30 protein-coding genes are annotated in these 25,195 nt (G+C 62.1%); 20 read left to right on the top strand and 10 right to left on the bottom strand.

What is annotated here, in order from left to right:
* Positions 1-13: 13 nt before the first annotated feature.
* The 6 genes from lipB to BM408_RS13330 all read right to left on the bottom strand — a co-directional run bounded on the left by lipB (position 14) and on the right by BM408_RS13330 (position 4,179).
* Positions 14-724 (bottom strand): lipoyl(octanoyl) transferase LipB, encoded by a 711-nt coding sequence (gene lipB / locus BM408_RS13355; protein ID WP_092130347.1) that lies wholly within the window; start codon positions 722-724, stop codon positions 14-16.
* A 24-nt stretch (positions 725-748) separates the two neighbouring features.
* Positions 749-1,066, bottom strand: a complete 318-nt coding sequence (locus tag BM408_RS13350; RefSeq protein WP_092130346.1) for a YbeD family protein — start codon at positions 1,064-1,066, stop codon at positions 749-751.
* 14 nt (positions 1,067-1,080) lie between these two features.
* Complete coding sequence (locus BM408_RS13345; protein ID WP_092130345.1) at positions 1,081-1,986, bottom strand: D-amino acid aminotransferase; 906 nt, start codon at positions 1,984-1,986, stop codon at positions 1,081-1,083.
* A 75-nt stretch (positions 1,987-2,061) separates the two neighbouring features.
* Complete coding sequence (locus BM408_RS13340) at positions 2,062-2,595, bottom strand: DUF2062 domain-containing protein (RefSeq protein WP_092130344.1); 534 nt, start codon at positions 2,593-2,595, stop codon at positions 2,062-2,064.
* Positions 2,592-3,659, bottom strand: coding sequence for an MBL fold metallo-hydrolase (locus BM408_RS13335; protein ID WP_254774805.1), 1,068 nt, complete (start codon positions 3,657-3,659; stop codon positions 2,592-2,594). Before BM408_RS13335 ends, BM408_RS13340 begins: the two co-directional genes overlap by 4 nt.
* Positions 3,660-3,741: 82 nt before the next feature.
* Positions 3,742-4,179 (bottom strand): CopD family protein, encoded by a 438-nt coding sequence (locus BM408_RS13330; protein ID WP_371327013.1) that lies wholly within the window; start codon positions 4,177-4,179, stop codon positions 3,742-3,744.
* Between the two features lie 233 nt (positions 4,180-4,412).
* Here BM408_RS13330 and BM408_RS13325 point away from each other — a divergent pair, with 233 nt between their 5' ends.
* The 16 genes from BM408_RS13325 to BM408_RS22930 all read left to right on the top strand — a co-directional run bounded on the left by BM408_RS13325 (position 4,413) and on the right by BM408_RS22930 (position 19,216).
* Complete coding sequence (locus BM408_RS13325) at positions 4,413-4,913, top strand: ATP synthase subunit I (protein WP_092130410.1); 501 nt, start codon at positions 4,413-4,415, stop codon at positions 4,911-4,913.
* 12 nt (positions 4,914-4,925) lie between these two features.
* Positions 4,926-5,804, top strand: coding sequence for a F0F1 ATP synthase subunit A (gene atpB / locus BM408_RS13320; protein ID WP_092130342.1), 879 nt, complete (start codon positions 4,926-4,928; stop codon positions 5,802-5,804).
* A gap of 59 nt (positions 5,805-5,863) precedes the next feature.
* Positions 5,864-6,127 carry a F0F1 ATP synthase subunit C gene (gene atpE / locus BM408_RS13315; protein WP_007868969.1) on the top strand — a complete coding sequence of 88 codons (264 nt, stop codon included), beginning with the start codon at positions 5,864-5,866 and terminating at the stop codon, positions 6,125-6,127.
* Between the two features lie 74 nt (positions 6,128-6,201).
* On the top strand, positions 6,202-6,672 hold the full coding sequence (locus tag BM408_RS13310) for a F0F1 ATP synthase subunit B (protein ID WP_092130341.1): 471 nt from the start codon (positions 6,202-6,204) through the stop codon (positions 6,670-6,672).
* A gap of 12 nt (positions 6,673-6,684) precedes the next feature.
* Complete coding sequence (locus tag BM408_RS13305) at positions 6,685-7,215, top strand: F0F1 ATP synthase subunit delta (protein WP_092130340.1); 531 nt, start codon at positions 6,685-6,687, stop codon at positions 7,213-7,215.
* A gap of 61 nt (positions 7,216-7,276) precedes the next feature.
* Positions 7,277-8,830 carry a F0F1 ATP synthase subunit alpha gene (atpA, locus tag BM408_RS13300; protein WP_092130339.1) on the top strand — a complete coding sequence of 518 codons (1,554 nt, stop codon included), beginning with the start codon at positions 7,277-7,279 and terminating at the stop codon, positions 8,828-8,830.
* Between the two features lie 63 nt (positions 8,831-8,893).
* A complete protein-coding gene (gene atpG / locus BM408_RS13295) occupies positions 8,894-9,760 on the top strand; it encodes a F0F1 ATP synthase subunit gamma (protein ID WP_092130338.1) in 867 nt (288 codons plus the stop codon).
* A 60-nt stretch (positions 9,761-9,820) separates the two neighbouring features.
* Positions 9,821-11,224: a F0F1 ATP synthase subunit beta gene (gene atpD, locus BM408_RS13290; protein ID WP_092130337.1), complete on the top strand. Its 1,404-nt coding sequence runs from the start codon at positions 9,821-9,823 to the stop codon at positions 11,222-11,224.
* A 39-nt stretch (positions 11,225-11,263) separates the two neighbouring features.
* Positions 11,264-11,683 (top strand): F0F1 ATP synthase subunit epsilon, encoded by a 420-nt coding sequence (locus BM408_RS13285; RefSeq protein ID WP_092130336.1) that lies wholly within the window; start codon positions 11,264-11,266, stop codon positions 11,681-11,683.
* 216 nt (positions 11,684-11,899) lie between these two features.
* Entirely contained in the window at positions 11,900-13,102 is a 1,203-nt protein-coding gene (locus tag BM408_RS13280) for an ROK family transcriptional regulator (RefSeq protein WP_254774804.1), read from the top strand.
* The gene (locus BM408_RS13275) at positions 13,099-14,583 is read left to right on the top strand and encodes a sugar ABC transporter ATP-binding protein (RefSeq protein WP_092130335.1); all 1,485 of its coding nucleotides are present in this window, start codon (positions 13,099-13,101) and stop codon (positions 14,581-14,583) included. The genes BM408_RS13280 and BM408_RS13275 overlap by 4 nt, the downstream gene beginning before the upstream one ends.
* Positions 14,564-15,568, top strand: coding sequence for an ABC transporter permease (locus BM408_RS13270; RefSeq protein WP_175541782.1), 1,005 nt, complete (start codon positions 14,564-14,566; stop codon positions 15,566-15,568). Before BM408_RS13275 ends, BM408_RS13270 begins: the two co-directional genes overlap by 20 nt.
* A 75-nt stretch (positions 15,569-15,643) precedes the next feature.
* On the top strand, positions 15,644-16,612 hold the full coding sequence (locus tag BM408_RS13265) for a substrate-binding domain-containing protein (protein WP_092130334.1): 969 nt from the start codon (positions 15,644-15,646) through the stop codon (positions 16,610-16,612).
* An 87-nt stretch (positions 16,613-16,699) separates the two neighbouring features.
* Positions 16,700-17,707, top strand: a complete 1,008-nt coding sequence (locus tag BM408_RS13260; RefSeq protein WP_092130333.1) for a sugar phosphate isomerase/epimerase family protein — start codon at positions 16,700-16,702, stop codon at positions 17,705-17,707.
* 17 nt (positions 17,708-17,724) lie between these two features.
* A complete protein-coding gene (locus tag BM408_RS13255; protein WP_092130332.1) occupies positions 17,725-18,885 on the top strand; it encodes a Gfo/Idh/MocA family protein in 1,161 nt (386 codons plus the stop codon).
* 187 nt (positions 18,886-19,072) lie between these two features.
* On the top strand, positions 19,073-19,216 hold the full coding sequence (locus BM408_RS22930) for a hypothetical protein (protein WP_175541781.1): 144 nt from the start codon (positions 19,073-19,075) through the stop codon (positions 19,214-19,216).
* 50 nt (positions 19,217-19,266) lie between these two features.
* On the opposite strand, the gene BM408_RS13250 is transcribed toward BM408_RS22930, so the two are convergent.
* The 3 genes from BM408_RS13250 to BM408_RS13240 are packed head-to-tail and all read right to left on the bottom strand — an operon-like array spanning position 19,267 to position 21,359.
* Positions 19,267-19,797, bottom strand: coding sequence for a TPM domain-containing protein (locus BM408_RS13250; protein ID WP_092130407.1), 531 nt, complete (start codon positions 19,795-19,797; stop codon positions 19,267-19,269).
* A 5-nt stretch (positions 19,798-19,802) separates the two neighbouring features.
* The gene (locus BM408_RS13245; protein WP_092130331.1) at positions 19,803-20,729 is read right to left on the bottom strand and encodes a TPM domain-containing protein; all 927 of its coding nucleotides are present in this window, start codon (positions 20,727-20,729) and stop codon (positions 19,803-19,805) included.
* A 30-nt stretch (positions 20,730-20,759) separates the two neighbouring features.
* On the bottom strand, positions 20,760-21,359 hold the full coding sequence (locus BM408_RS13240; protein ID WP_092130330.1) for a LemA family protein: 600 nt from the start codon (positions 21,357-21,359) through the stop codon (positions 20,760-20,762).
* Positions 21,360-21,404: 45 nt separating this feature from the next.
* Here BM408_RS13240 and BM408_RS13235 point away from each other — a divergent pair, with 45 nt between their 5' ends.
* The 4 genes from BM408_RS13235 to BM408_RS13220 are packed head-to-tail and all read left to right on the top strand — an operon-like array spanning position 21,405 to position 24,390.
* Complete coding sequence (locus BM408_RS13235; protein ID WP_092130329.1) at positions 21,405-22,286, top strand: hypothetical protein; 882 nt, start codon at positions 21,405-21,407, stop codon at positions 22,284-22,286.
* Between the two features lie 35 nt (positions 22,287-22,321).
* The gene (locus tag BM408_RS13230) at positions 22,322-22,768 is read left to right on the top strand and encodes a YybH family protein (protein ID WP_092130328.1); all 447 of its coding nucleotides are present in this window, start codon (positions 22,322-22,324) and stop codon (positions 22,766-22,768) included.
* 23 nt (positions 22,769-22,791) lie between these two features.
* Entirely contained in the window at positions 22,792-23,778 is a 987-nt protein-coding gene (locus BM408_RS13225; protein WP_092130406.1) for a YheT family hydrolase, read from the top strand.
* Between the two features lie 45 nt (positions 23,779-23,823).
* Positions 23,824-24,390, top strand: coding sequence for a DUF2946 family protein (locus BM408_RS13220; protein WP_092130327.1), 567 nt, complete (start codon positions 23,824-23,826; stop codon positions 24,388-24,390).
* A gap of 97 nt (positions 24,391-24,487) precedes the next feature.
* On the opposite strand, the gene BM408_RS13215 is transcribed toward BM408_RS13220, so the two are convergent.
* Positions 24,488-25,021 carry a c-type cytochrome gene (locus BM408_RS13215; protein ID WP_092130326.1) on the bottom strand — a complete coding sequence of 178 codons (534 nt, stop codon included), beginning with the start codon at positions 25,019-25,021 and terminating at the stop codon, positions 24,488-24,490.
* Positions 25,022-25,195: the final 174 nt, after the last annotated feature.

Raw genomic sequence — 25,195 nt, 5'->3', positions numbered from 1 at the left:
GTGGCTTTGCGTCTTAAGGCGCCAGGTAGGTGACGAGCTTGCGGCCCAGCACGTCTGCGGCTTCCTGCCAGCTTGCCGATACCCCGATTGTAGAAAGGTCTGTGGTTTTCAGTCCCACATAGCCACAAGGGTTGATGCGCGAGAAGGGTTCCAGGTCCATCGCCACATTCAGCGCCACCCCGTGGTAGGTGCAATGCCGGCTGACTTTGATGCCCAAAGCGGCGATCTTGCCCAGGCCGCGGAAGGGGTCTATCGGGTTGGCGGGGCCGGTGAGCGCAGCGTGCGAGGTGGGGTCGTCCAGCCGCACATAAATGCCGGGCGAGCCGGCTACGCGGTGCCCGGTGACGCCGAAATGCGCCAGGGTTTTGATCACCGACTCTTCAATGCGGTAGACGTACTCCTTGACGTAGTAGCCCGCCCGCTTCAGGTCGATAAGCGGGTAGGCCACCACCTGGCCGGGGCCGTGGTAAGTCACCTGGCCGCCCCGGTTGGTTTGCACCACCGGGATGCTGCCGGGGTTCAAAACATGGTCGCTTTTACCCGCCAGTCCCTGGGTGTAGACCGGCGGGTGCTCACAAATCCATAGCTGGTCGCGCTCATTCTGCGGGGGCTGCAGCCCGTTTTCGGCCAGAAAACCGGGGTTGCGCGCCGCCGTGAAGGCCTGCATGGCTTCATAGGTGGGCAGGTAGTCGACCCTGCCCAGGGTACGTGTTTCGGCCTGCATGTGCGGCGGCTTACCCGGCTCTATTTAAAGAACGACCTTGACCATCGGGTGCGTCGACAGCGTGCGGTACAGCTCATCAAGCTGCTCGCGGCTGGTGGCCGTGACGGTGATGGTCACGCCCAGGTAGTTGCCGCCCTTGCTTTCGCGCAGCTCGATGGTGGAGGCGTCGAAGGCCGGGTCAAACTGGTGGGCGATGGCGGTGACGGCCGCGACCATGCCGTCGACTTTCTGGCCCATCACCTTGATGGGGAATTGCGACGGGTAGTCGATCAGCGACTCCTGGCGCGATGGCTCGGTGCCGGGGACGCCGATGATTTTCGGGAGGTCTGGGGAAGTCGTCATGGCAAGGGGTCCTTTCAGGCCTGTTTGGCGCGCTGGTATTCAGCGTACAGCTTTTTGTAGATGGGGCCGGGCCGGCCTTTTTCCACTCCGTGGCCCACGGGCTGGCCGTCCAGCAGGGTCACCGGCAGCACCTCTTTGGTGGCGGATGACAGCAGGACTTCATCGGCGTCCAGCACCTCGGCGCGCGTGATGCGGCGCAACTCAAACGGGATGCCGGCGGCGCGGCACATTTCCTCGATCAGACCGAAACGTATGCCTTCTAGCACCAGGTTGTCCTTGGGCGGGCCCATGAGCTTGCCGTTTTTGGCGATCCAGACATTGCTGGAGGCGGCTTCGCTCAGGTAGTCGCCGCGGAACATCACGGTTTCGGTCGCGCCGGCGTCCACGCTGATCTGGCGCGAAAACACCGCGCCCAGCAGGCTGGTGCTTTTGATGTGGGCTTTTTCCCAGCGGAAGTCGTTGGCGGTGACGCAGGCCACGCCTTTTTCGCGCACCGCTTCGCCCGGCAGCTTCATCGCGTTGCACATCACAAACACAGTGGGCGTCAGGCCTGGCAGCATGGGATGGTCGCGCATGGCCACGCCGCGGGTGATCTGGATGTACACCAGTTGATTGCCTTCTTCGGCTGGAGCGCCCGTGGAATCAGCGCAGGCAGCTATTAATTTCAGAGCAATAGCCCGCCACTCGTCACGGCTCAAGGGGTTGGCAATGCGCAGTTCGGTGAGGCTGCGTTCGAGCCGCGCCATGTGCTGCTCAAAGCGAAAGGGCTTGCCCGCATAGGCCGGCACCACTTCATAAATACCGTCGCCGAAGATGAAGCCGCGGTCCATCACGCTGATCCTGGCGTCTTTGAGTGGGGTGAATTCGCCGTTGAGGTAGCAGGGGGTGTCGGGAAGCATGCTGGCGGGAGGCGTTGTCATGGTGAGGTGTGAAAGGAGGAATAAAAGTGCTGCGGTGCCGTGATGGCCGTCAGCCGATTGTCCGCGTGTCCAGGGCTATCGGCGGCGGCGTTTGAACCAGATGCGCAGGCGCCAGGCCAGCTTGACCAGAAAATACGCACTGGCCGAGCCGGCCACGGCAAAAATACCCATGCCCAGTATGGCAGGCCCGCCAAAAGACGCCAGCCAGGCCACCACGCCCGCGCTTTCGGAAATGGCCACCGGCGGCGGCGCATCGAGAATCAAACCGCCCACCTGGTAGGCCAGCCAGAGCCAGAAGCCCACGGTGAAGGGGTTGGTGATAAAGGTAATGCCGACGGCCACCGGGATGTTGGCGCGCCACCAGACGCTGTGGGCCGCGGCCGCGACGATTTGCGCGAACGGCAGGGCAAAGGCCCAGAAGATGCCGATGGCCGCGCCGCGCGCCACGGCCTCGTGCTGCAGGCGCCACAGCTGGGGGTCAAGCAGCCGGTGCGCGACCGGCCTGAGCCAGGGGTTGGCTGCCAGCACTTCGCGGCTGGGTATCGATGCCTTGATGCGGTCCGTCCAGTGCGCCTCGCCGGGCTCGCGTTTCTTGCGGCGGGCCTTCATGGCGCCGGCCTGGGCGGCAAAAAGCGGGTTTCACCAACGGCCATGACGCTGAAGTCCTCGTCCTTCAGGCCTTTGGCCGTGCGGGCTGCGGCCAGGTCTTGCGGCGGCTGGTCCAGCGGCTCGTTGGTCAGCTCGAAAGTGCCCCAGTGCACACCCACGCTGCGTTTGGCGCCCAGGTCCTGGTGGATTTGCACCGCTTCGGCCGGGTTGACGTGCTGGCCCGACATGAACCAGCGCGGCTCGTAGGCGCCCACGGCAATCAGGGCCAGGTCAAAGCCGCCACCCTGGCCGGCGGCCTGCCGGCTGGCAAAGCGCGCGCGGGTATCCAGAAAGTCTCTGGAGTAACCGGTGTCGCCGCTGAAATACCAATGAAGGTCGGGCGCGAACACGGCATAGCCGCCCCAGAGCGTCTGGCTGCGGTCACCGAAGCTGCGGGCGGACCAATGCTGCACCGGCGTGAAGTTGAACTCCACACCGCGGTACACATGGCGGTCCCACCAGTCCATCTCGATGACGTGCGTGATGCCGCGGCTGGCAAACCATGATTTGACGCCCAGCGGCACCAGAAAGAGCGTGGGTCGGCCGGCCGCAGCCGAGCGCGCGGCGATGGCCTGTACGGAGTCGGTGTCGAGGTGGTCGTAGTGGTTGTGCGAGACCACCACCACGTCAATGGGTGGCAGGTCGGTCAGCGAGATGCCGGGCGGCTGTGCGCGTGACGGGCCGACGAATTGCACGGGGCTGGCCCGTTGCGAAAACACCGGGTCCGTCAGCACATTGAGCCCGCCGGCTTGCACCAGCATGCTGGCGTGGCCTACCCAGGTGATGGCGGGGCGGGCGGCTGCCGGCCCGGATGCCGCATACGTGGGAGCGTAGGCCTGGATGGCTTTCAGGTCGGGCGCTTGTTGCGGGATGGGCGCTGCGGGTGGCTTGGGCAGGCCTTGCTGGCGCTTTTCCCATTGCCAGCGCATCAGCGCGCCAAAGCCCTGGTTGACCGAGGCGGTGTAGTTGTTTTTGAAGCCTTCGCGGGTGTGGTGCGGTTTGGCGGGGTCGTAATAAGGGTTCACGGCTGAGCAGCCTCCCAGCAGAAAAAGCAGGCTGCTATATACAAGGCTTGCACGCATGGTTGCGGCACGGGCGCCCAAGGCCTCACGCCAGGAAAACGACGGCCGCGATGGCCAGCGCGCCCAGCGCAAGGTTGGCCAGGGCCAGTGTGGCGATCTGCCCGACGCGGCGGCCGCCTTCCGGCCAGTCGGATGCGGAGACGGCCAGCTTGAGGCGGCGAAAGGGGCCGAAATACAGGTGACCGAAGAGCGCGAACATCAGCAGGCCGATGCCGAACATCAGGTGCCAGCCGAGGGGTGCGTTTTTCATGCCGACGGTCAGCAGCATGGCCAGGCCTGTCAGCAAGAGGATGGCGATGGAAGCCCAGACCCATGCAAAAAAACGCGTCAGTACCTGCACGATGAGGGGCAGGCGTTGCGGCGGCGCAAGTTGCCCGGCCGCCAGGGCCGGCCGCAGCGCAAACAGCATAAAAGCCGCGCCGCCCAGCCAGGTGACGGCGGCGGCAATGTGCAGAAATTTCATCAGGGCGTGCATGGCTTCTTTCAGTGGGTGCGGTTCGCGGCTGGCCCCTCTTTGGGGCCGCCTTTCAGCGGTGATTGTGAACCAGCCCCCTGCGTTTCAGGCTGAAAACCGCCAATCGCCCCTAATCCGGATTCAAACCCGGGATTTTGCGGATGTGCGGGGGTTTCTACGTATAATCAAGGGCTTTGCTAATAACGGCCCCTGTAACTTTCCCGTAATTTGTGATGACCAAAATGGGAAATTCTGCGAATACGGCGGTAAACCCGGGAGACCGGGTTGTTGATCAGGAGCTGGAGGCGCAGGAGGAGAGTTTCAAGACCCTGACTCGCGAAGAAGCCCAAAAGCTTCGGGAAGCGAAGCCTCAGGTATCTCCCTGGTCGGTATTGGCGGGGCAGTTGGTGGCCGGAATCGTGGTGGCATGTGTCGCCTGGGCCCTGACGGGGCAGCGGTCAGTCGGATGGTCGGCGTTCTATGGAGCGCTGGCGGTGGTGATTCCGGGAGCGCTGTTTGCGCGCGGTTTGACCGGCAAAGTTTGGTCGATGAACCCAGGCACTGCGGTGGTTGGGTTCTTCTTGTGGGAAATGGTCAAGATCGCTTTGACGGTGGCAATGCTTTTTGCCGCCCCGAAGCTGGTTTCGATGCTGAGTTGGCCGGCAATGCTGGTCGGCCTGGTGGTGACAATGAAAGTGTCCTGGCTCGCGTTAGTGTTCGCGGCCAGGCGCAATAAACTTTGAGGCGAGCAATAAATGGCTGCTGAGAATGCTGCTGGACATGGTGGTCAGACCGCTGGTGAATACATCGTTCACCATTTGACGCATTGGCGTAACAAAGAACTGGTTGGCCCGTTCGATCTGAGCGTCATCAACTATGACTCGACGATTTTCAGCATTTTGCTGGGCGTGATCGGTTGCTTCCTGCTCTGGAAGGCCGCCCGCAAAGCCACTTCCGGCGTTCCCGGCCGCTTCCAGGCTGCCGTCGAAATCCTGGTCGAAATGGTCGACGCACAAGCCAAGGGCATCGTGCACAACGCCGAAAGCCGCAAGCTGGTGGCCCCGCTGGCCCTCACCGTGTTTGTCTGGATTTTCCTGCTCAACGCGATGGACTTGCTGCCTGTCGATCTGTTGCCTGCGATCTGGGCCGCCATCTACGGCGCTGCCGGGCATGACCCACACCACGCTTTCATGCGCTCCGTGCCAACGGCCGACCTCTCGGTCACCATGGGCCTGTCGCTCGGCGTGCTGATCACCTGCCTGATTTACAACGTCAAGATCAAAGGCGCTGGCGGCTGGATCCATGAGCTGTTCACGGCGCCTTTCGGCAACCACTGGGCCCTCTACCCCTTCAATTTCCTCATGCAGATGATTGAGTTCGTCGCCAAGACCGTCTCGCACGGCATGCGACTCTTCGGCAATATGTATGCCGGCGAACTGATCTTCCTGCTGATCGCCCTGATGGGTGGCGCTTTTGCTTCCGTCTCGCTCGGCACCGGCATTGCGCTGGCCATCGGCCACATCATTGCGGGCTCGGCCTGGGCGATTTTCCACATCCTGATCATCACGCTGCAAGCGTTCGTGTTCATGATGTTGACCCTGGTGTACATCGGCCAGGCGCACGATCACCACTAATCAGTTATCCCTGTTTTCGTTTTTCTTTTTCTCTCGTAACCAAGTCCTAAGGAGTCATCATGGAAGTTATTAGTTTTGTCGCTCTGGCCGCCGGCCTCATCATCGGTCTCGGCGCTGTCGGTGCCTGTATCGGTATCGGCATCATGGGCAGCAAATACCTCGAAGCAGCTGCACGCCAGCCTGAACTGATGGGCGAACTGCAAACCAAGATGTTCCTGCTGGCCGGTCTGATCGACGCGGCTTTCATTATCGGTACGGGTATTGCGCTGTGGTTTGCCACCGCCAACCCATTCCTGGCGCAAATCGCCAACCTGCCTAAGTAAGCAATCATCAAAGTCCCAAGAATGTCATTCCTTCGGGTCGGCTATTGGCCAGGCCCCAAGGGAAAGGATGAGCAGTGAGCATTACCGGTACCCTTATTGTCCAGATGATCGTGTTCCTGATTTTGGTCGGGTTCACGATGAAATTTGTATGGCCACCCATCGCGGCGGCCCTGGACGCGCGTGCGCAAAAAATCGCTGACGGCCTTGCTGCTGCCGATAAAGCCAAGTCTGAACTCTCCGTCGCCAACAAGCGCGTGGAAGAAGAGCTGGCCAAGTCGCGCAATGAAGCGGCCGTGCGCCTGGCTGAAGCCGAGCGCAGGGGCCAGGCCCTGGTTGAAGAAGCCAAGGCACGGGCAACCGAAGAAGGCAGCAAGATCATTGCCGCCGCCAAGGCCGAAGCCGAGCAGCAAACCGTCAAGGCTCGCGAAACCCTGCGTGAGCAGGTCGCCGCACTGGCCGTCAAGGGCGCCGAGCAGATTCTGCGCAAGGAAGTCAATGCCAGCGTGCATGCCGACTTGCTGGGCCGCCTGAAGACCGAACTCTAAGCGAGCATCAACATGGCCGAACTAGCCACTATTGCCCGTCCTTACGCCGAGGCCTTGTTCAAGGCCTCCGGCTCCGACCTGGGCGGCACCGCCGTCTGGCTCGATGAGCTGGCCGCCATTGCTGCCAATGCGCAGCTGCAGCAGTTCGCCGGTAACCCCAGCGTGACTTCGGCACAGGCGTTCGACGTGATTTCAGGCGTTGCCAAGACGAAACTGCCCGATGCCGCGAAGAATTTCCTGCGCACGGTGATCGAGAACGGCCGCCTGAGCGTCCTGCCGGAAATCGCCGCGCAGTTCCGCACCCTGAAGAATGCGCAAAGTGGTTCATCCGATGCGATTGTCTACAGCGCTTTTGCGCTGGATGGTGCGGCGCTGGCCGACCTGTCGGCAACGCTGGAAAAGCGCTTTGGCAGGAAGCTCAACCTTCAGGTTGAGCTGGAGCCGGCCCTGATTGGCGGCGTACGAGTCGTGGTGGGTGACGAGGTGCTGGACACCTCGGTGAAAGCCCGTTTAGAGCAAATGAAAGTGGCGCTGATTTCCTGAGCCTGGTGCCCAGGCGCCATTACAGGTTTTTAGCCAACAACATAGAAAGAAGGAAAGAGTCATGCAACTCAATCCCGCAGAAATTTCTGAACTGATCAAGAGCCGTATCGAAGGCCTGGCCGGTAGCAGCGACATTCGCAACCAGGGCACTGTGGTGTCCGTGACCGACGGTATCGTCCGTATCCACGGCCTGTCCGACGTGATGCAAGGCGAAATGCTGGAATTCCCCGCAACCGCCGATGGCACCCCCACCTACGGCCTGGCGCTGAATCTTGAGCGCGACTCCGTCGGCTCCGTGATTCTGGGCGAGTATGAGCACATCGCCGAAGGCGACACCGTGAAGTGCACGGGCCGCATTCTGGAAGTGCCTGTGGGTCCTGAGCTGCTTGGCCGCGTGGTCAACGCACTGGGCCAGCCGATTGACGGCAAGGGCCCGATCAACGCCAAGATGACCGACGTGATCGAAAAGGTTGCGCCCGGCGTGATCGCCCGTAAATCCGTTGACCAACCCCTGCAGACCGGCCTGAAGTCCATCGACTCCATGGTGCCCGTCGGCCGCGGCCAGCGCGAACTGATCATCGGTGACCGCCAGACCGGCAAGACCGCCGTGGCCATCGACGCCATCATCAACCAGAAGGGCAAAGGCGTTTCCTGCGTCTACGTCGCGATCGGCCAGAAGGCTTCTTCGATCAAGAACGTGGTGCGCGCACTGGAACAAGCCGGCGCGATGGAGTACACCATCGTTGTGGCTGCTGCCGCTTCCGAGTCCGCCGCCATGCAATACGTGAGCGCGTACTCTGGCTGCACGATGGGCGAATACTTCCGCGACCGCGGTGAAGATGCGCTGATCGTGTATGACGATTTGTCCAAGCAGGCTGTGGCTTACCGCCAGGTTTCGCTGCTGCTGCGCCGTCCACCAGGACGCGAAGCCTACCCCGGCGACGTGTTCTATCTGCACAGCCGTCTGCTCGAGCGCGCAGCGCGCGTGAACGAGAAGTACGTTGAAGACTTCACCAAGGGCGCCGTCAAAGGCAAGACCGGTTCGCTGACCGCGCTGCCTATCATTGAAACGCAAGCCGGCGACGTGTCCGCTTTCGTTCCAACCAACGTGATCTCGATCACCGACGGCCAGATCTTCCTGGAAACCAGCCTGTTCAATGCCGGTATTCGTCCCGCCATTAACGCCGGTATCTCGGTGTCCCGCGTCGGCGGCGCCGCCCAGACCAAGCTGATCAAGAACCTCTCCGGCGGTATCCGTACCGACTTGGCCCAGTACCGTGAACTGGCTGCCTTCGCGCAGTTCGCTTCCGACCTGGACGAAGCCACCCGCAAGCAGCTGGACCGCGGCGCCCGCGTGACCGAACTGCTCAAGCAGGCCCAGTACTCGCCTTTGTCCATCTCCAACATGGGCGCCACGCTGTACGCAGTGAACAAGGGCTTCATGGACGACGTGGAAGTCAAGAAGGTTCTGGCTTTCGAGCACGGCCTGCATGCCTTCCTGAAGGACAAGAACGCGGCCCTGATGGCCAAGCTCGAAGCCAACAAGGCCATGGACAAGGACGCTGAGGCGGAACTGAACGCGGCTGTGACCGAGTTCAAGAAGTCGTTTGCCTGATCTCGCCTGACTCAAAGTCAAGCAAGTAATTAAGCAACCCTCAGGAACCCCTTAGGAATCCATATGGCAGCAGGCAAGGAAATACGCGGCAAGATCAAATCGGTGGAAAACACCAAGAAGATCACCAAGGCCATGGAGATGGTGGCCGCCTCCAAGATGCGCAAGGCGCAGGAGCGGATGCGCGCTGCCCGTCCTTACAGCGACAAAATCCGCAATATCACCGCCAACCTGAGTCAGGCCAACCCCGAGTACACCCACGCGTTCATGGAGTCCAACGACGCCAAGGCCACCGGGTTCATCGTGGTGACGACTGACAAGGGTCTGTGCGGCGGCATGAACACCAACGTGTTGCGCGCCGTGACCGGCAAGCTCAAGGAAGTGCAGGCCGCAGGCCATGATGCGAAGGCAGTGGCCATCGGCAACAAGGGCCTCGGTTTTCTGAACCGGGTCGGCGCCAAGGTGGTGTCGCATGCGACGCAACTGGGCGACAAGCCGCACCTGGAAAAGCTGATCGGCCCCGTCAAGGTCCTGCTCGACGCATACAGCGAAGGCAAGATCAATGCGGTGTACCTGTGCTACACCAAGTTCATCAACACCATGCGCCAGGAGCCTGTGGTCGAGCAGCTGCTGCCTCTGACGGCCGCACATCTGCAGGCCGACAAGGACCAGCACGGCTGGGACTACATCTACGAGCCCGACGCGCAGACCGTCATTGACGACCTGCTGATTCGCTACGTGGAAGCGCTGGTGTATCAGGCGGTTGCCGAGAACATGGCGTCCGAGCAGTCTGCCCGCATGGTGGCCATGAAGGCCGCCACGGACAACGCTGGCAGCGTGATTGGCGAACTCAAGCTGGTTTACAACAAAACGCGTCAAGCGGCGATCACGAAAGAACTTTCGGAAATCGTTGCCGGTGCTGCAGCGGTCTGATCGTGGTTTAGGCCGCCACACCCGATTTAAAGATTTAAAGAAACGAAAGAGGATTCAATCATGGCTCAAGCTCAAGGCAAGATTGTTCAGTGTATTGGTGCGGTGGTTGACGTGGAATTCGCACGTGACCAGATGCCCAAGATCTATGACGCGCTGAAAATGGAAGGCTCCGCGCTGACGCTGGAAGTCCAGCAGCAGCTGGGTGACGGCATTGTGCGCACCATCGCGCTGGGCACGTCCGACGGCCTGCGCCGCGGCAACGTCGTGTACAACACCGGCGCCAACATCACGGTTCCCGTGGGCAAGGCCACGCTGGGTCGCATCATGGACGTGCTGGGCGCGCCCATCGACGAACGCGGCCCGGTCGACCAGACCCTGACCGCACCGATTCACCGCAAGGCGCCTGCGTATGACGAACTGTCGCCATCGCAAGAGCTGCTGGAAACCGGCATCAAGGTGATCGACCTGGTTTGCCCGTTCGCCAAGGGCGGCAAAGTGGGCCTGTTCGGCGGCGCCGGCGTCGGCAAGACCGTGAACATGATGGAACTCATCAACAACATCGCCAAGGCGCACTCGGGCTTGTCCGTGTTTGCCGGTGTGGGTGAACGTACCCGCGAAGGCAATGACTTCTACCACGAGATGGCCGACTCCGGCGTCGTGAACCTCGAGAACCTCGGCGAATCCAAAGTGGCCATGGTTTACGGCCAGATGAATGAGCCCCCAGGAAACCGTCTGCGCGTGGCGCTGACTGGCCTGACCATCGCCGAGTCCTTCCGTGACGAAGGCCGTGACGTGCTGTTCTTCGTGGACAACATCTACCGCTACACGCTGGCCGGTACCGAAGTGTCCGCGCTGCTGGGCCGTATGCCTTCCGCCGTGGGCTACCAGCCTACGCTGGCCGAAGAAATGGGCCGCCTGCAAGAGCGTATTACCTCCACCAAGGTGGGCTCCATCACTTCCATCCAGGCCGTTTACGTTCCTGCCGATGACTTGACCGACCCATCGCCTGCCACGACCTTTGCCCACCTGGACTCCACCGTGGTGCTTTCGCGTGACATCGCTTCGCTGGGTATCTACCCCGCTGTGGATCCGCTTGACTCGACCAGCCGCCAGCTCGACCCGAACGTTGTGGGCGAAGACCACTACGCCACGGCCCGCGCCGTGCAGGGCACGCTGCAGCGCTACAAGGAACTGCGCGACATCATCGCGATTCTGGGCATGGACGAACTGGCCCCTGAAGACAAGCTGGCCGTGGCCCGCGCCCGCAAGATCCAGCGTTTCCTGTCGCAGCCTTTCCACGTTGCTGAAGTGTTCACCGGCTCCCCCGGCAAATACGTCAGCCTGGCTGAAACGATTCGCGGCTTCAAGATGATTGTGTCCGGCGAGTGCGATCACCTGCCAGAACAAGCGTTCTACATGGTTGGCACGATTGACGAAGCTTTCGAGAAAGCGAAGAAGGTCTAAGGCTCCCGCCCCAAAACTTTTTTCCATTAAGGAACGCTTATGTCAACAACCATCCACGTCGACGTTGTCTCTGCAGAAGAGTCCATCTTCTCGGGTGAAGCGCGCTTTGTGGCCTTGCCCGGCGAGGCTGGCGAGCTGGGGATTTACCCGCGCCACACGCCGCTGATCACCCGCATCAAGCCCGGCGCCGTGCGCATTGAAAAAGCCGACGGCAGCGAAGAGTTTGTGTTCGTGGCCGGCGGTTTGCTCGAAGTGCAACCCAACTGCGTGACGGTCTTGAGCGACACCGCCATTCGCGGCAAGGATCTGGACGAGACCAAAGCCAGCGAAGCCAAGGCTGCCGCTGAAGAAGCCCTGAAGAACGCAAAGAGCGACATCGACATCGCCATGGCGCAGTCCGAGTTGGCCGTCATGGCCGCGCAGATTGCCGCCTTGCGCAAATATCGCCAGAAAAAATAAGAACCGACGGTGGCTCCGGCCTCCGCCGCAACCTTCGCCGGTTGCATCAAGCCCCTGCCGCAAGTCAGGGGCTTTTTTATTGGCCGGTCCCAAGTAATGGCCACTAGCGGCGTAACTTCAGCCAAAAAAAGGTCTAAGTTAAGTCTTGCGTGGCTGAAGTGAGCGTCCTACGATCTTCAAAGACACCGAACAGGTGCAAGACTGGAGACAAGGGCTTTGTTGACCTGGCAAAACCGCAGTGCGGATGATCTCGACTTGCTGACGACCATTTTCTGGTCCGCCGGCGTGTCGCGCCATGCTCTGGCAGAACGGCTGGACTACTCCAAGAGCAAGGCCAATGCGATGGTGGCCTCCCTGCTGGATGAGGGTCTACTGGACGAGGTCGGCTTACAGGACTCATCAGGCGGCCGCCGCGCGGAAACACTTCAGCTCAGCACGTCGCTGGGCGTCCTGATAGGCGTAGACCTTGGCGCCACCGGCATGCAGCTGGCGGTTCTCAAGCCCGACCTGACCGTGCTCGCACGCCATGCCGAGGCTGTTGATGTACGCCAGGGACCGGGCGTGGTGCTGGCGCGCATGCGAATACTGATGCGGGAACTGCTCGACCGCTGCGCACTGACTGCGCAGCAGGTGATCGCGATTGGCATCGGTGTGCCCGGCCCGGTTGACTTTGAGCGGGGCCAATTGGTGAATCCGCCGCTGATGCCCGACTGGGGCGGCTTCTCGATCCGTGATTACCTGCGTGAAGACTACGCCGCGCCCGTCTTTGTGGACAACGACGTCAACCTGATGGCCCTGGGCGAACTGTGGCGGCTTCAGCGCGGCCTGCAGAATTTTCTGGTGATCAAAATCGGCACCGGCATTGGCTGCGGCATTGTGGTCCATGGCGAGGTGTACCGCGGGGCCAACGGCTCGGCGGGTGATGTCGGGCACATCTGTGTTGACCGTTCCGGGCCGCTCTGCCATTGCGGCAACCGGGGGTGTGTGGAGGCCATGGCGGGTGCGCAGGCCATTTCACGCATGGCGGCAGAGGCGGCCGGCGACGGGCGCAGCCCATTGCTGGCCGAACGATTGGCGGCTCAAGGTGTGCTGACCGCCGAAGACGTTGCCCAGGCCAGCCGGTCCGGCGATGTTGCGGCCAATGCCATCATCCAGCGCGCCGGAAACCTGGTCGGAGAGATGCTGGCCTCGGTGGTCAATTTTTTCAACCCGTCCAATGTCTTTATCGCAGGGCGGATAGCCGCAATGGGACCCCTGTTCCTGGCCTCGGTCCGCCAGAGCGTCTATCAACGCTCTCTTGCACTGTCCACCCGGCAACTGGAAATCCAGTACACGCCCCTGGCCGACGACGCGGGGTTGGTGGGGGCGGGCGTTCTCGCCATGCAGGAAAGTCTCAAGGCATCGGGAGTGGCGCGATGAGTGTCGCCATCGAATTTCGTGAAGCCGTCAAGGAATTCGGGCCGGTGCGGGTGCTGCATGGTGTGAGCCTGGCATTGGAGCCCGGCCGCATCTATGGCTTGCTGGGAGAAAACGGCGCCGGCAAATCCACGCTCATGAAGATTCTTGCCGGTTACGAGGGCCTGACGGCAGGCGACCTGCTGGTGGACGGCACGGCGCGCCGTTTCAGCGGCTCACGCCAGGCGGAAGACCTCGGCATTGTGCTCATCCATCAGGAGTTCAATCTTGCGGAAGACCTGACGGTGGCGCAGAACATCTTTCTTGGCCACGAACTCAAGCGGGGCTTCTTCCTGGACGATGGGCTGATGCGCCGCGAAGCCCGCAAAGCGCTGGCCCAGGTCGGCTTGCAGATCGATCCCGATACGCGAGTGCGCCAGCTGATCGTGGCGGAAAAGCAGCTGGTGGAAATCGCGCGTGCGCTGGCGCGCCATGCACGGCTCCTCATCATGGACGAGCCCACCGCGACACTGACGCCCGGCGAGACCGAACGCCTCTTCGAGCTGATGGCCTCGCTCAAGGCGCTGGGCACCACCATCATCTATATCTCGCACAAGCTAGATGAAGTCGAACGCACGACGGACGAAGTCATCGTCATGCGCGATGGAAGGCTGGTCGCGCGGGAACCGACACCGTCACTGACGAAGCACGAAATGGCCAACCTGATGGTGGGCCGCGAACTCGCCGACCTCTTCCCGTCCAAGCTGGCGGCGCCTCAAGCGGCGCCTGCCTTGAAGGTCACCAACCTGACCGTGCCCGGTTGGGCAAGCGAAGTGAGCTTTGAAGTAAAGCCTGGGGAAATTTTCGGTTTTGCCGGTCTGGTCGGTGCGGGGCGTACCGAACTTTTTGAAGGTCTGCTCGGGATTCGTGAGCGCAGTAGCGGCCAGGTTGAACTCAAAGGCAGCAAGGTGAATCTGCGAAGCCCGCGCGATGCGGCGCGCCTGGGCTTGACCTACCTCAGCGAAGACCGCAAAGGCAAGGGCCTGCACGTCAACTTCGGCCTGCGGCAAAACCTGACCTTGATGGCGCTTGAGCGATATGCCACGCCGTGGCTCAAGCCCAAAGCAGAACGCGATGCCTTGCAGCAGGCGACGACGGAGTACGGCATCCGCGCCGGGTCACTGGAGGTCAATGCAAGCGCTTTGTCGGGCGGTAACCAGCAGAAGCTTGCCCTCGCCAAAGTCCTGCACCCCGCGCCGTCGGTTGTCGTGCTGGATGAGCCCACGCGCGGTGTCGACGTCGGCGCCAAGCGCGATATCTACAGTCTGGTGCAGCAGTTGGCATTGCGTGGACTGGCCGTCATCGTGATTTCGTCCGAACTGATGGAGCTGATCGGGCTGTGCCACCGCGTCGCCGTGATGCGCGCCGGCCGCCTTCAGTGCACCCTGCAGGACGGCCAACTGACAGAAGAGGAGTTGATAGCCCATGCAACAGGAACCCGCTGACACGCCGCGCCCGGCGCACTCGACGGCCCACTGGTCAGGTGCACTGCACGGACTTGGTCCGGTCGCCGGCCTGGTGCTGCTGTGCATTGCCGGCACGCTGCTCAATGGCAACTTCGCCACTTACGACAACCTGATGAACGTGCTCACCCGCACGGCCTTTATCGGCATCATCGCCGTGGGCATGTGTTTTGTAATCATCTCTGGCGGCATTGACCTGTCGGTGGGTTCCATGGCTGCACTGATCGCCGGGTCAGTGATTCTCTTTATGAATGCCATGGCGCCTGCCCTGGGCTCGCCCTTCATGGCGGTCGCGGCGGGCATGGTCCTTTCGGTGGTGCTGGGCGCGGCCTTCGGGCTGGCGCATGGCCTCTTGATCACCAAGGGCCGCATTGAGCCATTTATCGTCACGCTGGGTACGCTCGGCATCTTTCGCGCCTACCTGACCTATTTTTCCAACGGCGGCGCCATCACGCTGGACAACGAGCTGTCGGATATTTACAGCCCTGTGTATTACGCCAATCTGCTGGGCGTGCCTTTTCCTGTCTGGATCTTCCTGTTGGTTGCACTGGTGGGTGGTGTCATCCTGAACCGTACCGCCTATGGCCGTTATGTACAGGCCATCGGCTCCAACGAGCAGGTTGCCCACTACGCCGCGGTTGATGTCCATCGCATCAAGATATTGACCTACGTGCTGCTGGGTGTGTGTGTTGGCATTGCCACCCTGCTCTATGTGCCGCGGCTCGGTTCTGCCTCGCCAACCACGGGCCTGCTGTGGGAGCTGGAAGCCATTGCGGCAGTGATTGTGGGGGGCACCGTGCTCAAGGGCGGCGCGGGCAGCATCACCGGCACGGTGGTCGGCGCCATCCTGCTTTCGGTGATCAGCAACATCCTCAACCTCACCAGCATCATCAGCGTCTACCTCAACGCCGCAGTGCAGGGTTTTGTCATCATCGCCGTCGCTTTCATGCAGCGCGGCAAACGTTAGATTTTCTTGCTGGTTTTTCCCCGCCGGTGGTGCAAGCTGCCATTTCTTTTAACGATATTCAAAGGAGACAGACAAATGAAAGCAATTACCCGCAGGCTGGCCTTGTCAGCGATGAGCGCAGCCGCGCTCGCGGTGAGCGCACCCTCCATGGCGCAAGCCAAGAAGGAAGTGCTGGGTGTGTCCATGCCAGCTGCCACGCATAGCTTCATGGCCGGGGCCGTGTACTGGGCCAATGAAGCCAAGAAGGACCTGGAGAAAGCCAATCCCGGCATACAGGTCATCGTCAAGACGGCCGCTAACGCTTCTGAGCAAGCCAACCAGCTGCAGGATCTGGTGACGGTGAACAAGATTACCTCGCTGGTTGTGTTCCCGTTCGAATCCGCAGCGCTCACGAAGCCGGTGGCCCAGGTCAAGGCTAAAGGCATCTACGTGACGGTGGTCGACCGCGGCCTGACCGACACCAGCGCGCAGGACGCGTACGTGTCCGGCGACAACACGGCCTTCGGCAAGATTCCGGCCGAGTACCTCGCCAAGACCTTGGGCGGAAAAGGCAACATCGTCGCCTTGCGCGGCATCCCGACCACGCTGGACAACGAGCGCATGGATGCCTTCAATGCCGTGATGAAACAGCACCCGGGCATCAAGCTGCTGGACGCCAAGCACGGCAACTGGAACCGCGACGACGCCTTCAAGGTAATGCAGGATTTCCTGACGCGCTTCAAGGAGATCGATGCGGTGTGGGCCGCCGATGACGACATGGCGGTGGGCGTGCTCAAGGCCATCGAGCAGGCCAAGCGCAAGGACATCAAGATTGTGTTCGGTGGCGCCGGCGCCAAGGGTGCGATCAAGACGCTGATGGATGGCAGCGACCCGCTGATTCAGGCCAACGTGTCCTATTCGCCCAAGTTCATGTACGACGCGATCAAGATGACCGGCGAGGCGCGGTTGAAGGGCCAGAAGTTGCCGGCGAACAACATCGTTCCGTCGGTGCTCATCACCAAGCAGAATGCCAAAGACTTCTACTACCCGAACTCGCCGTTCTGAGTGCGGCCTGAATGTCTGAATCTCGGGGTTCTGGCATCGCGCCAGCCCTGAGCCGGTGTTAACTTTTCAATATCTTTCGAGGACAGCATGGCCAGACCCGTCACCCTGTTTACCGGCCAGTGGGCCGATTTGCCGCTCGCGGAGCTGGCCCCGCTGGCCAAGCGCATGGGCTATGACGGGCTGGAGCTTGCATGTTGGGGAGATCACTTCAACGTGCAGGAGGCACTTGCCTCCGGCACCTACGTCAAAGACAAACGCGCCTTTCTGGAGGCGCACGGTTTGCAGTGCTTCGCCATCGGCAATCACCTGGTCGGCCAGGCGGTGTGTGACCTGATTGACGAGCGCCATCAATCCATTTTGCCGGTTCATGTATGGGGCGACGGTGATCCGGAAGGCGTGCGCAACCGCGCGGCCATCGAACTGCAGGACACGGCCAGGGCGGCCGCCAGCTTTGGCGTGAAAACGGTTACCGGCTTTACCGGCTCCTCCGTCTGGCATTCGATTTATGCCTTTCCACCGACGACGCAAGCCTACTGGGACAAGGGCTTTGCCGATTTCGCGCGGCGCTTTTTACCCATCCTCGACGTGTTCGAAAAGCACGACATCAACTTCGCGCTCGAAGTGCATCCCACGGAAATCGCGTTTGACATCGCCTCGGCGCAGCGTGCCATTGAGGCGGTCAAGGGCCACAGGCGTTTCGGCTTCAACTTCGACCCCAGCCATCTGGGCTATCAAGGCGTGGACTACATCAAATTCCTGCGGCTTTTTCCGGACCGCATCTACAACGCGCACATGAAAGACGTCTGGTGGGGCCGCGGCGACGGCACCGTCGGTGTGTTTGGCGGCCACACCAGTTTTGGCGATGCGCGCCGGTTCTGGGACTTTCGCAGTGTGGGCCGCGGCATGATCGATTTTGAATCCATCATTGTTGCGCTCAACGACATTGCCTACCAGGGGCCGTTGTCAGTGGAGTGGGAGGACAGCCGCATGGACCGTATCCACGGTGCCACTGAGAGCGCGGCTTTTTGCAAACGGCTGGACTTTAAGCCCGCCGCCGGCGCGTTTGACGCCGTGTTTGCGCGAGACCGGTCGTAAAGAGCGAAGTGGGCACCATGACATTTGAAAGAAAACTACGTTGCGCGATGGTCGGTGGGGGCCGCGATGCATTTATTGGTGCGGTTCATCGCAAGGCGATGGCGCTCGACGGGCAGATTGAACTCGTGGCGGGCGCGTTGTCATCCGAGCCCGGAAAGGCCCGCGCCTCAGGGCAGGACCTGGGACTGGCTGACGACCGCAACCACGGCAGCTGGCAGGAGTTACTGGCCGATGAGCAGCGCCGCCCACCCGGAGAGCGCATCGATTTTGTGAGTATCGTCACGCCCAATCATGTGCACTACGAGGTGGCAGCCGCGTTCGTCGAAGCGGGCTTTCATGTGGTCTGCGACAAGCCGCTGGTGCATGACAGCACGCAGGCCGAAGCGCTGGTGAAGCTTGTGCGCAAAGGCGGCACGGTTTTTGGCGTGACCTACAACTACACCGGCTACCCCATGGTGCGTGAAGCCCGCCATCTTGTGCGCACCGGTGTGCTCGGCGAAGTACGCAAGGTGACCGTGGAATACAACCAGGGGTGGCTGGCCACGGCGGTAGAAGAGCAAGGCAACAAGCAGGCCGGCTGGCGCCTGGACCCGGCGCGCAGCGGCAGCGCAGGCACCATGGGCGACATCGGGTCGCATGCGGAAAATCTCGCCGCCACGGTCACGGGGCTGTCGCTTGAGAGTATTTGCGCCGACCTGACCGCTTTTGGCAAAGGCCGGCAACTCGATGACGACGGCCATTTGTTATTGCGGTACAGCAATGGCGCGCGCGGCGTGATCATCGCCTCACAAGTTGCGGCCGGCGTTGAAAACGACTTGCGCCTTCAGGTCTCTGGCACGCTGGGAACGATCACCTGGAGGCAGGAAGAGCCCAACCAGCTTGTGCATTCACCCATTGATGGGCCGCGCCGCATTCTCACGCGCGGCTCGCCGTGGCTGTGCGAATCGGCCCGGCTCGCTGGCCGGCTGCCTGCGGGGCATCCGGAGGCCTTCATTGAGGCGTTTGCCAACGTGTATCTGGGAGTCGCGGCGGATATCCGCGCGCATTTAGCCGGGCTGAAAGCCGATCCGCTGGCTGCGGACTATCCGCGCATTGAAGACGGTGCGCGGGGCGTGCGCTTCATCGAAAAAGTGGTGGAGTCGGCACTCAGTGAACGCAAGTGGACGGCGTTTACCTGAATTGGAACCCTGTTTGGTGCATTAGCCCGGCTGTGGGGCCGTGGCAAGTGGGGAGATCGCTGACGGGAGGCGCCGGATGTGGCGCAAACGCCTCAAGTAACAACTCGATACCCTAAATGACAGCGGGGACCGCCAGCCGCGCCTTATCGTCAGCACAGGAGTTCAACCGAACTGACAAGGTGAAAACATGAACAGCATGCTGGACAGTCTGATGTGGGGGGAAGAAGCTTCGTCTCAACCCGGCAAGGCAGACTCGCGCAAGAGATGGTTGCGCCGTGCATTTTTGGTGCTGACGGCACTGTTTGCCCTGGCTGTTCTGATGTCGTCGTGAGCGGCTGCCTTCAGGCGCCGTGCATCGGGCATTTGCGGTATTTACGGCGGTTACTGCAGCAGCGGCGTGTCGGACAATTCGTTGGGCTTGCCTGACGAAGACTGTTCTGCAAAGTGCGCCATCAGCAGCGCAGAGGTTTCTTCCAGCGCCTGCGTGAGGCCGTCCTCATAGCGATTCTCCCGGAAAGCGCCCGCCATGCGCGCCACCATCGCCTGCCACTGCGCCTGGCTCACGTGCCGCGCCACGCCGCGGTCGGCCACGATTTCAATGGCGTGTTCTGCCAGCAATACATAGATCAGTACACCGTTGTTGTGCTCGGTGTCCCACACCCGTAGCTTGCCGAACATGGTGACGGCCCGCTGACGCGTGAGCTGGGCTATGGAGTGGTGCTTGCCCAGCCGCCAGAGGTAACTCATGGGCAACGAGGCTTCCACACAAATACGAATCTCGCCGCTGTGGCGCCGTTCGCTGGCCGCCACACGCTGCGCCAGGCGTTTGAGCATGTCCGCCGGAATGGCGCGCTTTGTATCAGCAGCGTCCAGCCACAGGTGTTTGATGAAGGTGTTGAGCTTGCCGAGCATGATGCCTACCAATCCCCCGAAGCGCCGCCGCCGCCAAAATCGCCGCCACCGCCGCTGCTGAAGCCGCCGCCATCGCTGCTGCTGCCGCTGCTCCAGCCACCTCCGCCGCCGCTGCCAAAGCCGCCCGTCGTCCAGCCGCCCGAAGAGCGTCCGCCCCGGCCGAAAGAACCCAGACTGGCCACCAGCGCAAACACCGTACCCACCAGAACCGCCAGGCCCGCCACGATCAGGCTGCTGGTGAAGATCCAGGCCAGTACACCGACCACGCCACCGGTGGCGACCGATCCGAACTTGCGCCCGAGCGCGCCCGCCGCGATGCGCCCGGCGATCGGCACGGCAAAAAAGAGAAACACCGCCAGGTCGGTCCACTCGAAACCGTCATTGCCGCCGCCACTCCTGCCCGTCTGTTCGGGCTCCGGCAGGTTCTCTCCGCTGATCAGAGCAATGAGCTGGTCGGCCGCCGCATCCAGACCGCCGGCATAGTCGCCTTGTTTGAAGCGCGGCGTGATGGCGGTGTCTATCACCTGGCGCGCGGCCAGGTCGGGAATCGCGCCTTCGAGTGCCTTGGTGGTTTCAATGCGAACCTTGCGGTCGTTCTTGGCCACCACCAGCAAGAGGCCGTCACCGATGTTTTTGCGCCCGATCTTCCAGGTGTCACCCACGCGCTGCGCATAGGCGGCAATGTCTTCGGGCTGGGTGGTCGGCACGATCAGCACCACCACCTGCGCGCCACGGCTTTGCTCAAAGGCGGTGAGCTTGGCTTCCAGCGCGCTGCGCTGTGCGGCGTCCAGCGTGCCCGTGCTGTCCATGACGTGCGCCGTGAGCGCAGGCACGGCTTGCACGCCCTGCGCCCAGGCCGTTAGCGGCAAGCAGACGGCCAGCAGCAGCGCCAGCATCCAGCGGGCGCCGCGGTGGCACGTCAAAGAAACCATTGGTGGCTGCACAGCCAGGCCGGTTGCTGTTTACTTCTTGTTGAAGTCAACCACCGGCGGCGTGGAGATCTGCGCTTCGTTGGCAACGGTGAAGTTCGGCTTGACGTTGTAGCTGAAGATCATGGCCGTCAGGTTGCTCGGAAAGCTGCGCGCGAGCACGTTGTATTCCTGCACGGTCTGGATATAGCGGTTGCGCGCCACGGTGATGCGGTTCTCGGTGCCTTCCAGTTGCACGCGCAGGTCGCGAAAGCCCTGGTTGGCCTTGAGGTCGGGGTAGCGTTCGCTCACCACCATCAGGCGGCTGAGCGCGCTGCCCAGCTCGCCCTGCGCTGCCTGGAACTTGCTGAAAGCGGCCGGGTCGTTGAGGGTTTCAGGGGTGACCTGGATGGACGTGGCCTTGGCGCGCGCCTCCACCACCTTGGTCAGCGTATCCTGCTCAAAAGCGGCCTCACCTTTGACGGTGGCCACGATATTGGGCACCAGGTCGGCGCGGCGCTGGTACTGGTTCAATACTTCAGACCAGGCCGATTTGGTTTGCTCGTCCAGGCGCTGGAAGTCGTTGTAACCGCAACCCGTGAGCAGCAGGCCCAGCAAGCCGACGATGAGCAAATTGAAAAAGCGGGATTTCATGGTGCTACCTTCTGAAAATGCAGGTTGCAACACTAACATAGTCGAATGTCCCTGATCCCTCATTCACCGGGCGCGGCAAGTCCATTGCAGGCCATGAAGGCTTCTTTGCATCCGGCCGCCGTATCGGCTGCCAAACCGCGTCTGCTGGTCGCGGGTGCCACCGGCGTGCTGGGCAACGAAGTGCTGCGCCGTCTGGTGGGCAGCGGCCGTTATGCCCACACCGAAGTGTTAGCGACCGAGGCCATGGCCACCAGCCTGTCGGGCGTGGGCATTGCGCTGGCGGGCGCCCCTGCACCCATTGAAGCGTGGGCCGTGAGGCCTTTGCCCGCCCATACTGGTCTCATCATGTTCGAGCCACCGCGGTTGTATTACGGACGTGAGCGCACGCTCTGGACGCCGACACCGGCGCAAATGCCCGAGCTGGCCCGCTGGCTCCAGCGCTGTGGCGTGCAAACCCTGGTCGTGGTGGTTCCCCACGCATCGGGCCGGCTGCCCGATGCGCTCAAGCGCGGCCTGGCCGACCTGGATGAACACGCGGTTGCCGCGATGGGCTTTGAACGCGTTCTGCTGGTGCGTTCAGCGCGCAAGGAGCAAGCTGCATCAGGCAAAAATCTTTTCGAGAGAACCGCCGCATGGATGCTGTCGGTCCTCAAATTCATGATTCCGGCGGCTGAGCAGCCGGTGCGGCCCGCCAAGCTCGCTGAATTTATCGACACCGCCCTGGCAATGCTGCCTGTGGGCACCCACGTAGCCGCGCCTGAGCTGCTGTGGCAAGCCAACCAGAGCACCGCAGCCGGATGGGGCGGCCAACGCGACGGAGCCATAGGCGGCAATACCATGCGCCAGGTCGTTCTGGCATGGCTTGCTGCAACGCACAATCCCGAGCAAAATTCACCCACAGATGCAGTACCGGCCAGGCCGGACTGACGCCATTTCGGCCCCGGCCCCTTTCGATCGCCTTCATGCCCAAACCCAAAGTCCCGCCCGCCAGCACCGGAAACGCCGACGACATCGAAGCGGCTTTCTATGAGGCGCTGCAAAACGGTGACATTGAAAAGCTCATGGCCTGCTGGGGCGATGAGGACGACATCATCTGCGTGCACCCGGGCGGCGCCCGCCTGGTGGGCCCTGCGGCCATACGCGCGACCTTCGACGCAATGTTTTCCAACGGCACCATACGCGCCCAGCCCATTAAGGTGCGCAAGGTGGAAACCATGAGCGCCAGCGTGCACAGTGTGCTCGAGCGCATCGAGGTGCTGACTGAAGAAGGCCCGCGCCATGCCTACGTCATTGCCACCAACGTTTATCACAAGACAGCCCAAGGCTGGCGCATGGTGGCCCACCATGCCAGCCCCGGCACGCCGCGCGAAATGCAGGAAGTGTCGGAAACACCCACCGTCCTCCATTGATGCCCGCCCCCGTGCCGCCGGCCATGAACTACGCCGCGCCCTGGTGGCTGCCGGGCGGCAACCTGCAAACCATCTGGGCCGCCTTGCGCTCGCGCAGGTACCTGGGGCCACAACCGCTGTTTCGCCGTGAACGCTGGACGACACCCGACGAGGATTTTGTCGATGTCGATTGGCTGATCACAGGTGATGCGGCCGGCGAAGCCGGCACTGCGAAAACGCCATTGCTGGTCGTGTTCCACGGGCTTGAGGGCTCATCGGCCAGCCATTACGCCGAAGCACTCGCCGATGCGGCTCGGGAGCGTGGCTGGGCCTGCGCGATTCCGCATTTCCGCGGATGCTCGGGTGAACTCAACCTGGCGCCGCGCGCTTATCACTCAGGCGATTTTGCGGAGATTGACTGGATACTGCGGCGCTTTGCCGAGCAGCATGGCGGGCCTGTCGTCGCTGTCGGCATCTCGCTGGGCGGCAATGCGCTGATGCGCTGGGCCGGCGAGATCGGCGCCGAGGCACGCCACGTGGTCGCCGGCGTTGCCTCGGTGTGTTCACCGCTGGATCTCACCGCCAGCGGTTGGGCCATAGGCCGGGGATTCAATCGGCAGGTCTACACGCGCATGTTCCTCAAGACCATGGTGCCCAAGGCGCTCCAAAAGCTCGAGCAGCATCCGGGGCTGTTTGACCGCGAGCGCCTGCTGGCCGCGCGCGACCTCTACACCTTTGACGACGTGTTCACCGCACCTGTCCACGGCTTTAAAAATGCCGACGATTACTGGTCGCGCGCTTCCGCCAAGCCCCATCTGCACCGGATTGCCGTGCCCGCGCTGGCCCTGAATGCATTGAACGACCCCTTTGTGCCGGCCGCCAGCCTGCCGCAGGCGGCGGACGCCGGCAGCCATGTCACGCTCTGGCAACCCGCGCAGGGCGGGCATGTCGGGTTTCCGTCGCCGCCGTTCCCGGGGCATGTGCGCGCCATGCCGGACGCGGTGACCAGCTTTCTGGCGGCGCACCTTTGAACGCCTTGATACTGGCGTGCCTGCGGCGCGGCGCAAAATAGCCCCATGGATGACATCGTTCGCCAGGCCATCGCGAAATGGCCCAACGTACCCGACTGCTACGGCTGGCTCGGGTTGGACGCGCGCGGCAACTGGTATATGCGCGACGACAGAGCGCAGGCGGCCGGGCCCTTTGGCGGTGTTCCCGGCGCCGAGGCCGCGCGCAATGCCGCAGCCAAAGGCTCGCTGCTCAAGCACGATAAGCTGATCGACTTTATCCAGCGCAATTACGAGAGCGACGCCGGCGGCCAATGGTTCTTTCAAAATGGCCCGCAGCGTGTGTATGTGGAGCTGGAAGCCACGCCGTGGATCTGGCGTGTCGGCCTGGCCCCTTCTTTTTCCATCACCTCGCACACCGGGCAGGCCGCGCGCACCCAGCGCTGCATCGTGGACGAAGCCGGGCGGGTGTACCTGGAGACCGACCTGGGCTTTGGCCTGGTTCATACCCAGGACATGACCTATGCCGCCGACGCGGTGGAGCAGGGCCTGTGGGTGCCTGAAGAGTCGCCCGTGCGTGATTTGCCGGCGCGCTTCGGTTATGTGCGCAGCCCGCAGGCGCTACAAAAAAAGTAGCCACATACGCTTGCCTTGCTTGGATTGCAGGCCTATTTGGTTCTGGAGGCGTAAAAAAAGCCGGTCAAAACCGGCTTTTTAGGGAGTGCAGTGCGGCTTACTTGGCGGCGCTTGCTGCTGCGGCGGGAGCCGCTGGTTCAGCGAACTTGCCGCCGGCGGCTGCCGTCATGTAAACCACGGCCTTGCCGATTTCGACGTCTTCAAAGTCGCCGCCGCCTTGTGCGCCCATCGCGCCTTTACCCTTCAGGGCCGAGTGCCAGAGCGTGTCGAAACCCGTCTTGATGCGAGGGGCCCAGGCGCCGGCATCGCCGAACTTGGGCGCACCAGCCGCACCAGAGCCGTGGCAGGTGACGCACTGCTGTTTGTAGACTTCTTCGCCGGACTTGAGCGGGCGGTTTGCATCACGGATTTCAACAGTACCGATTTTCTGGATCCGCTGGGCCACGACTTTGGCGCCGTCGTCTGCGCCCGGCGCGGTCTTGTTGGCCGAAGCCACGTAATAAACCAGGCCGATGATGGCGAAAACGGGGACAACAAAAGAGAAAAAAACCGCCGCCAGCAGCTGCTGGGGCGTCTTGATCGGGCCAGTGTGGGCTTCTTCGTGGGCCGTGGTGTGGTCGTTTGCGCTCATGGCGTCCTCAAAAACTTTAAATCGGGGGCTATCGCGGGGCTGATCGTGGCATCTGCTCAGCAACCTCAGATTATAGCCGGGGGCCTTTCGCCGCCGGGTATGCGCCGCACCGGCTGGTAGAATCGATTTCTTTCCTGTGCGATGCAGACCACACGCACAGTGCAAAGACAATGC

The sequence above is a fragment of the Polaromonas sp. YR568 genome, assembly GCF_900116715.1.
In the GTDB taxonomy this organism is placed as follows: domain Bacteria; phylum Pseudomonadota; class Gammaproteobacteria; order Burkholderiales; family Burkholderiaceae_C; genus Polaromonas.
Note: the sequence above shows the minus strand (reverse complement) of the source record. Positions and strands in the feature narration are given on the sequence as shown.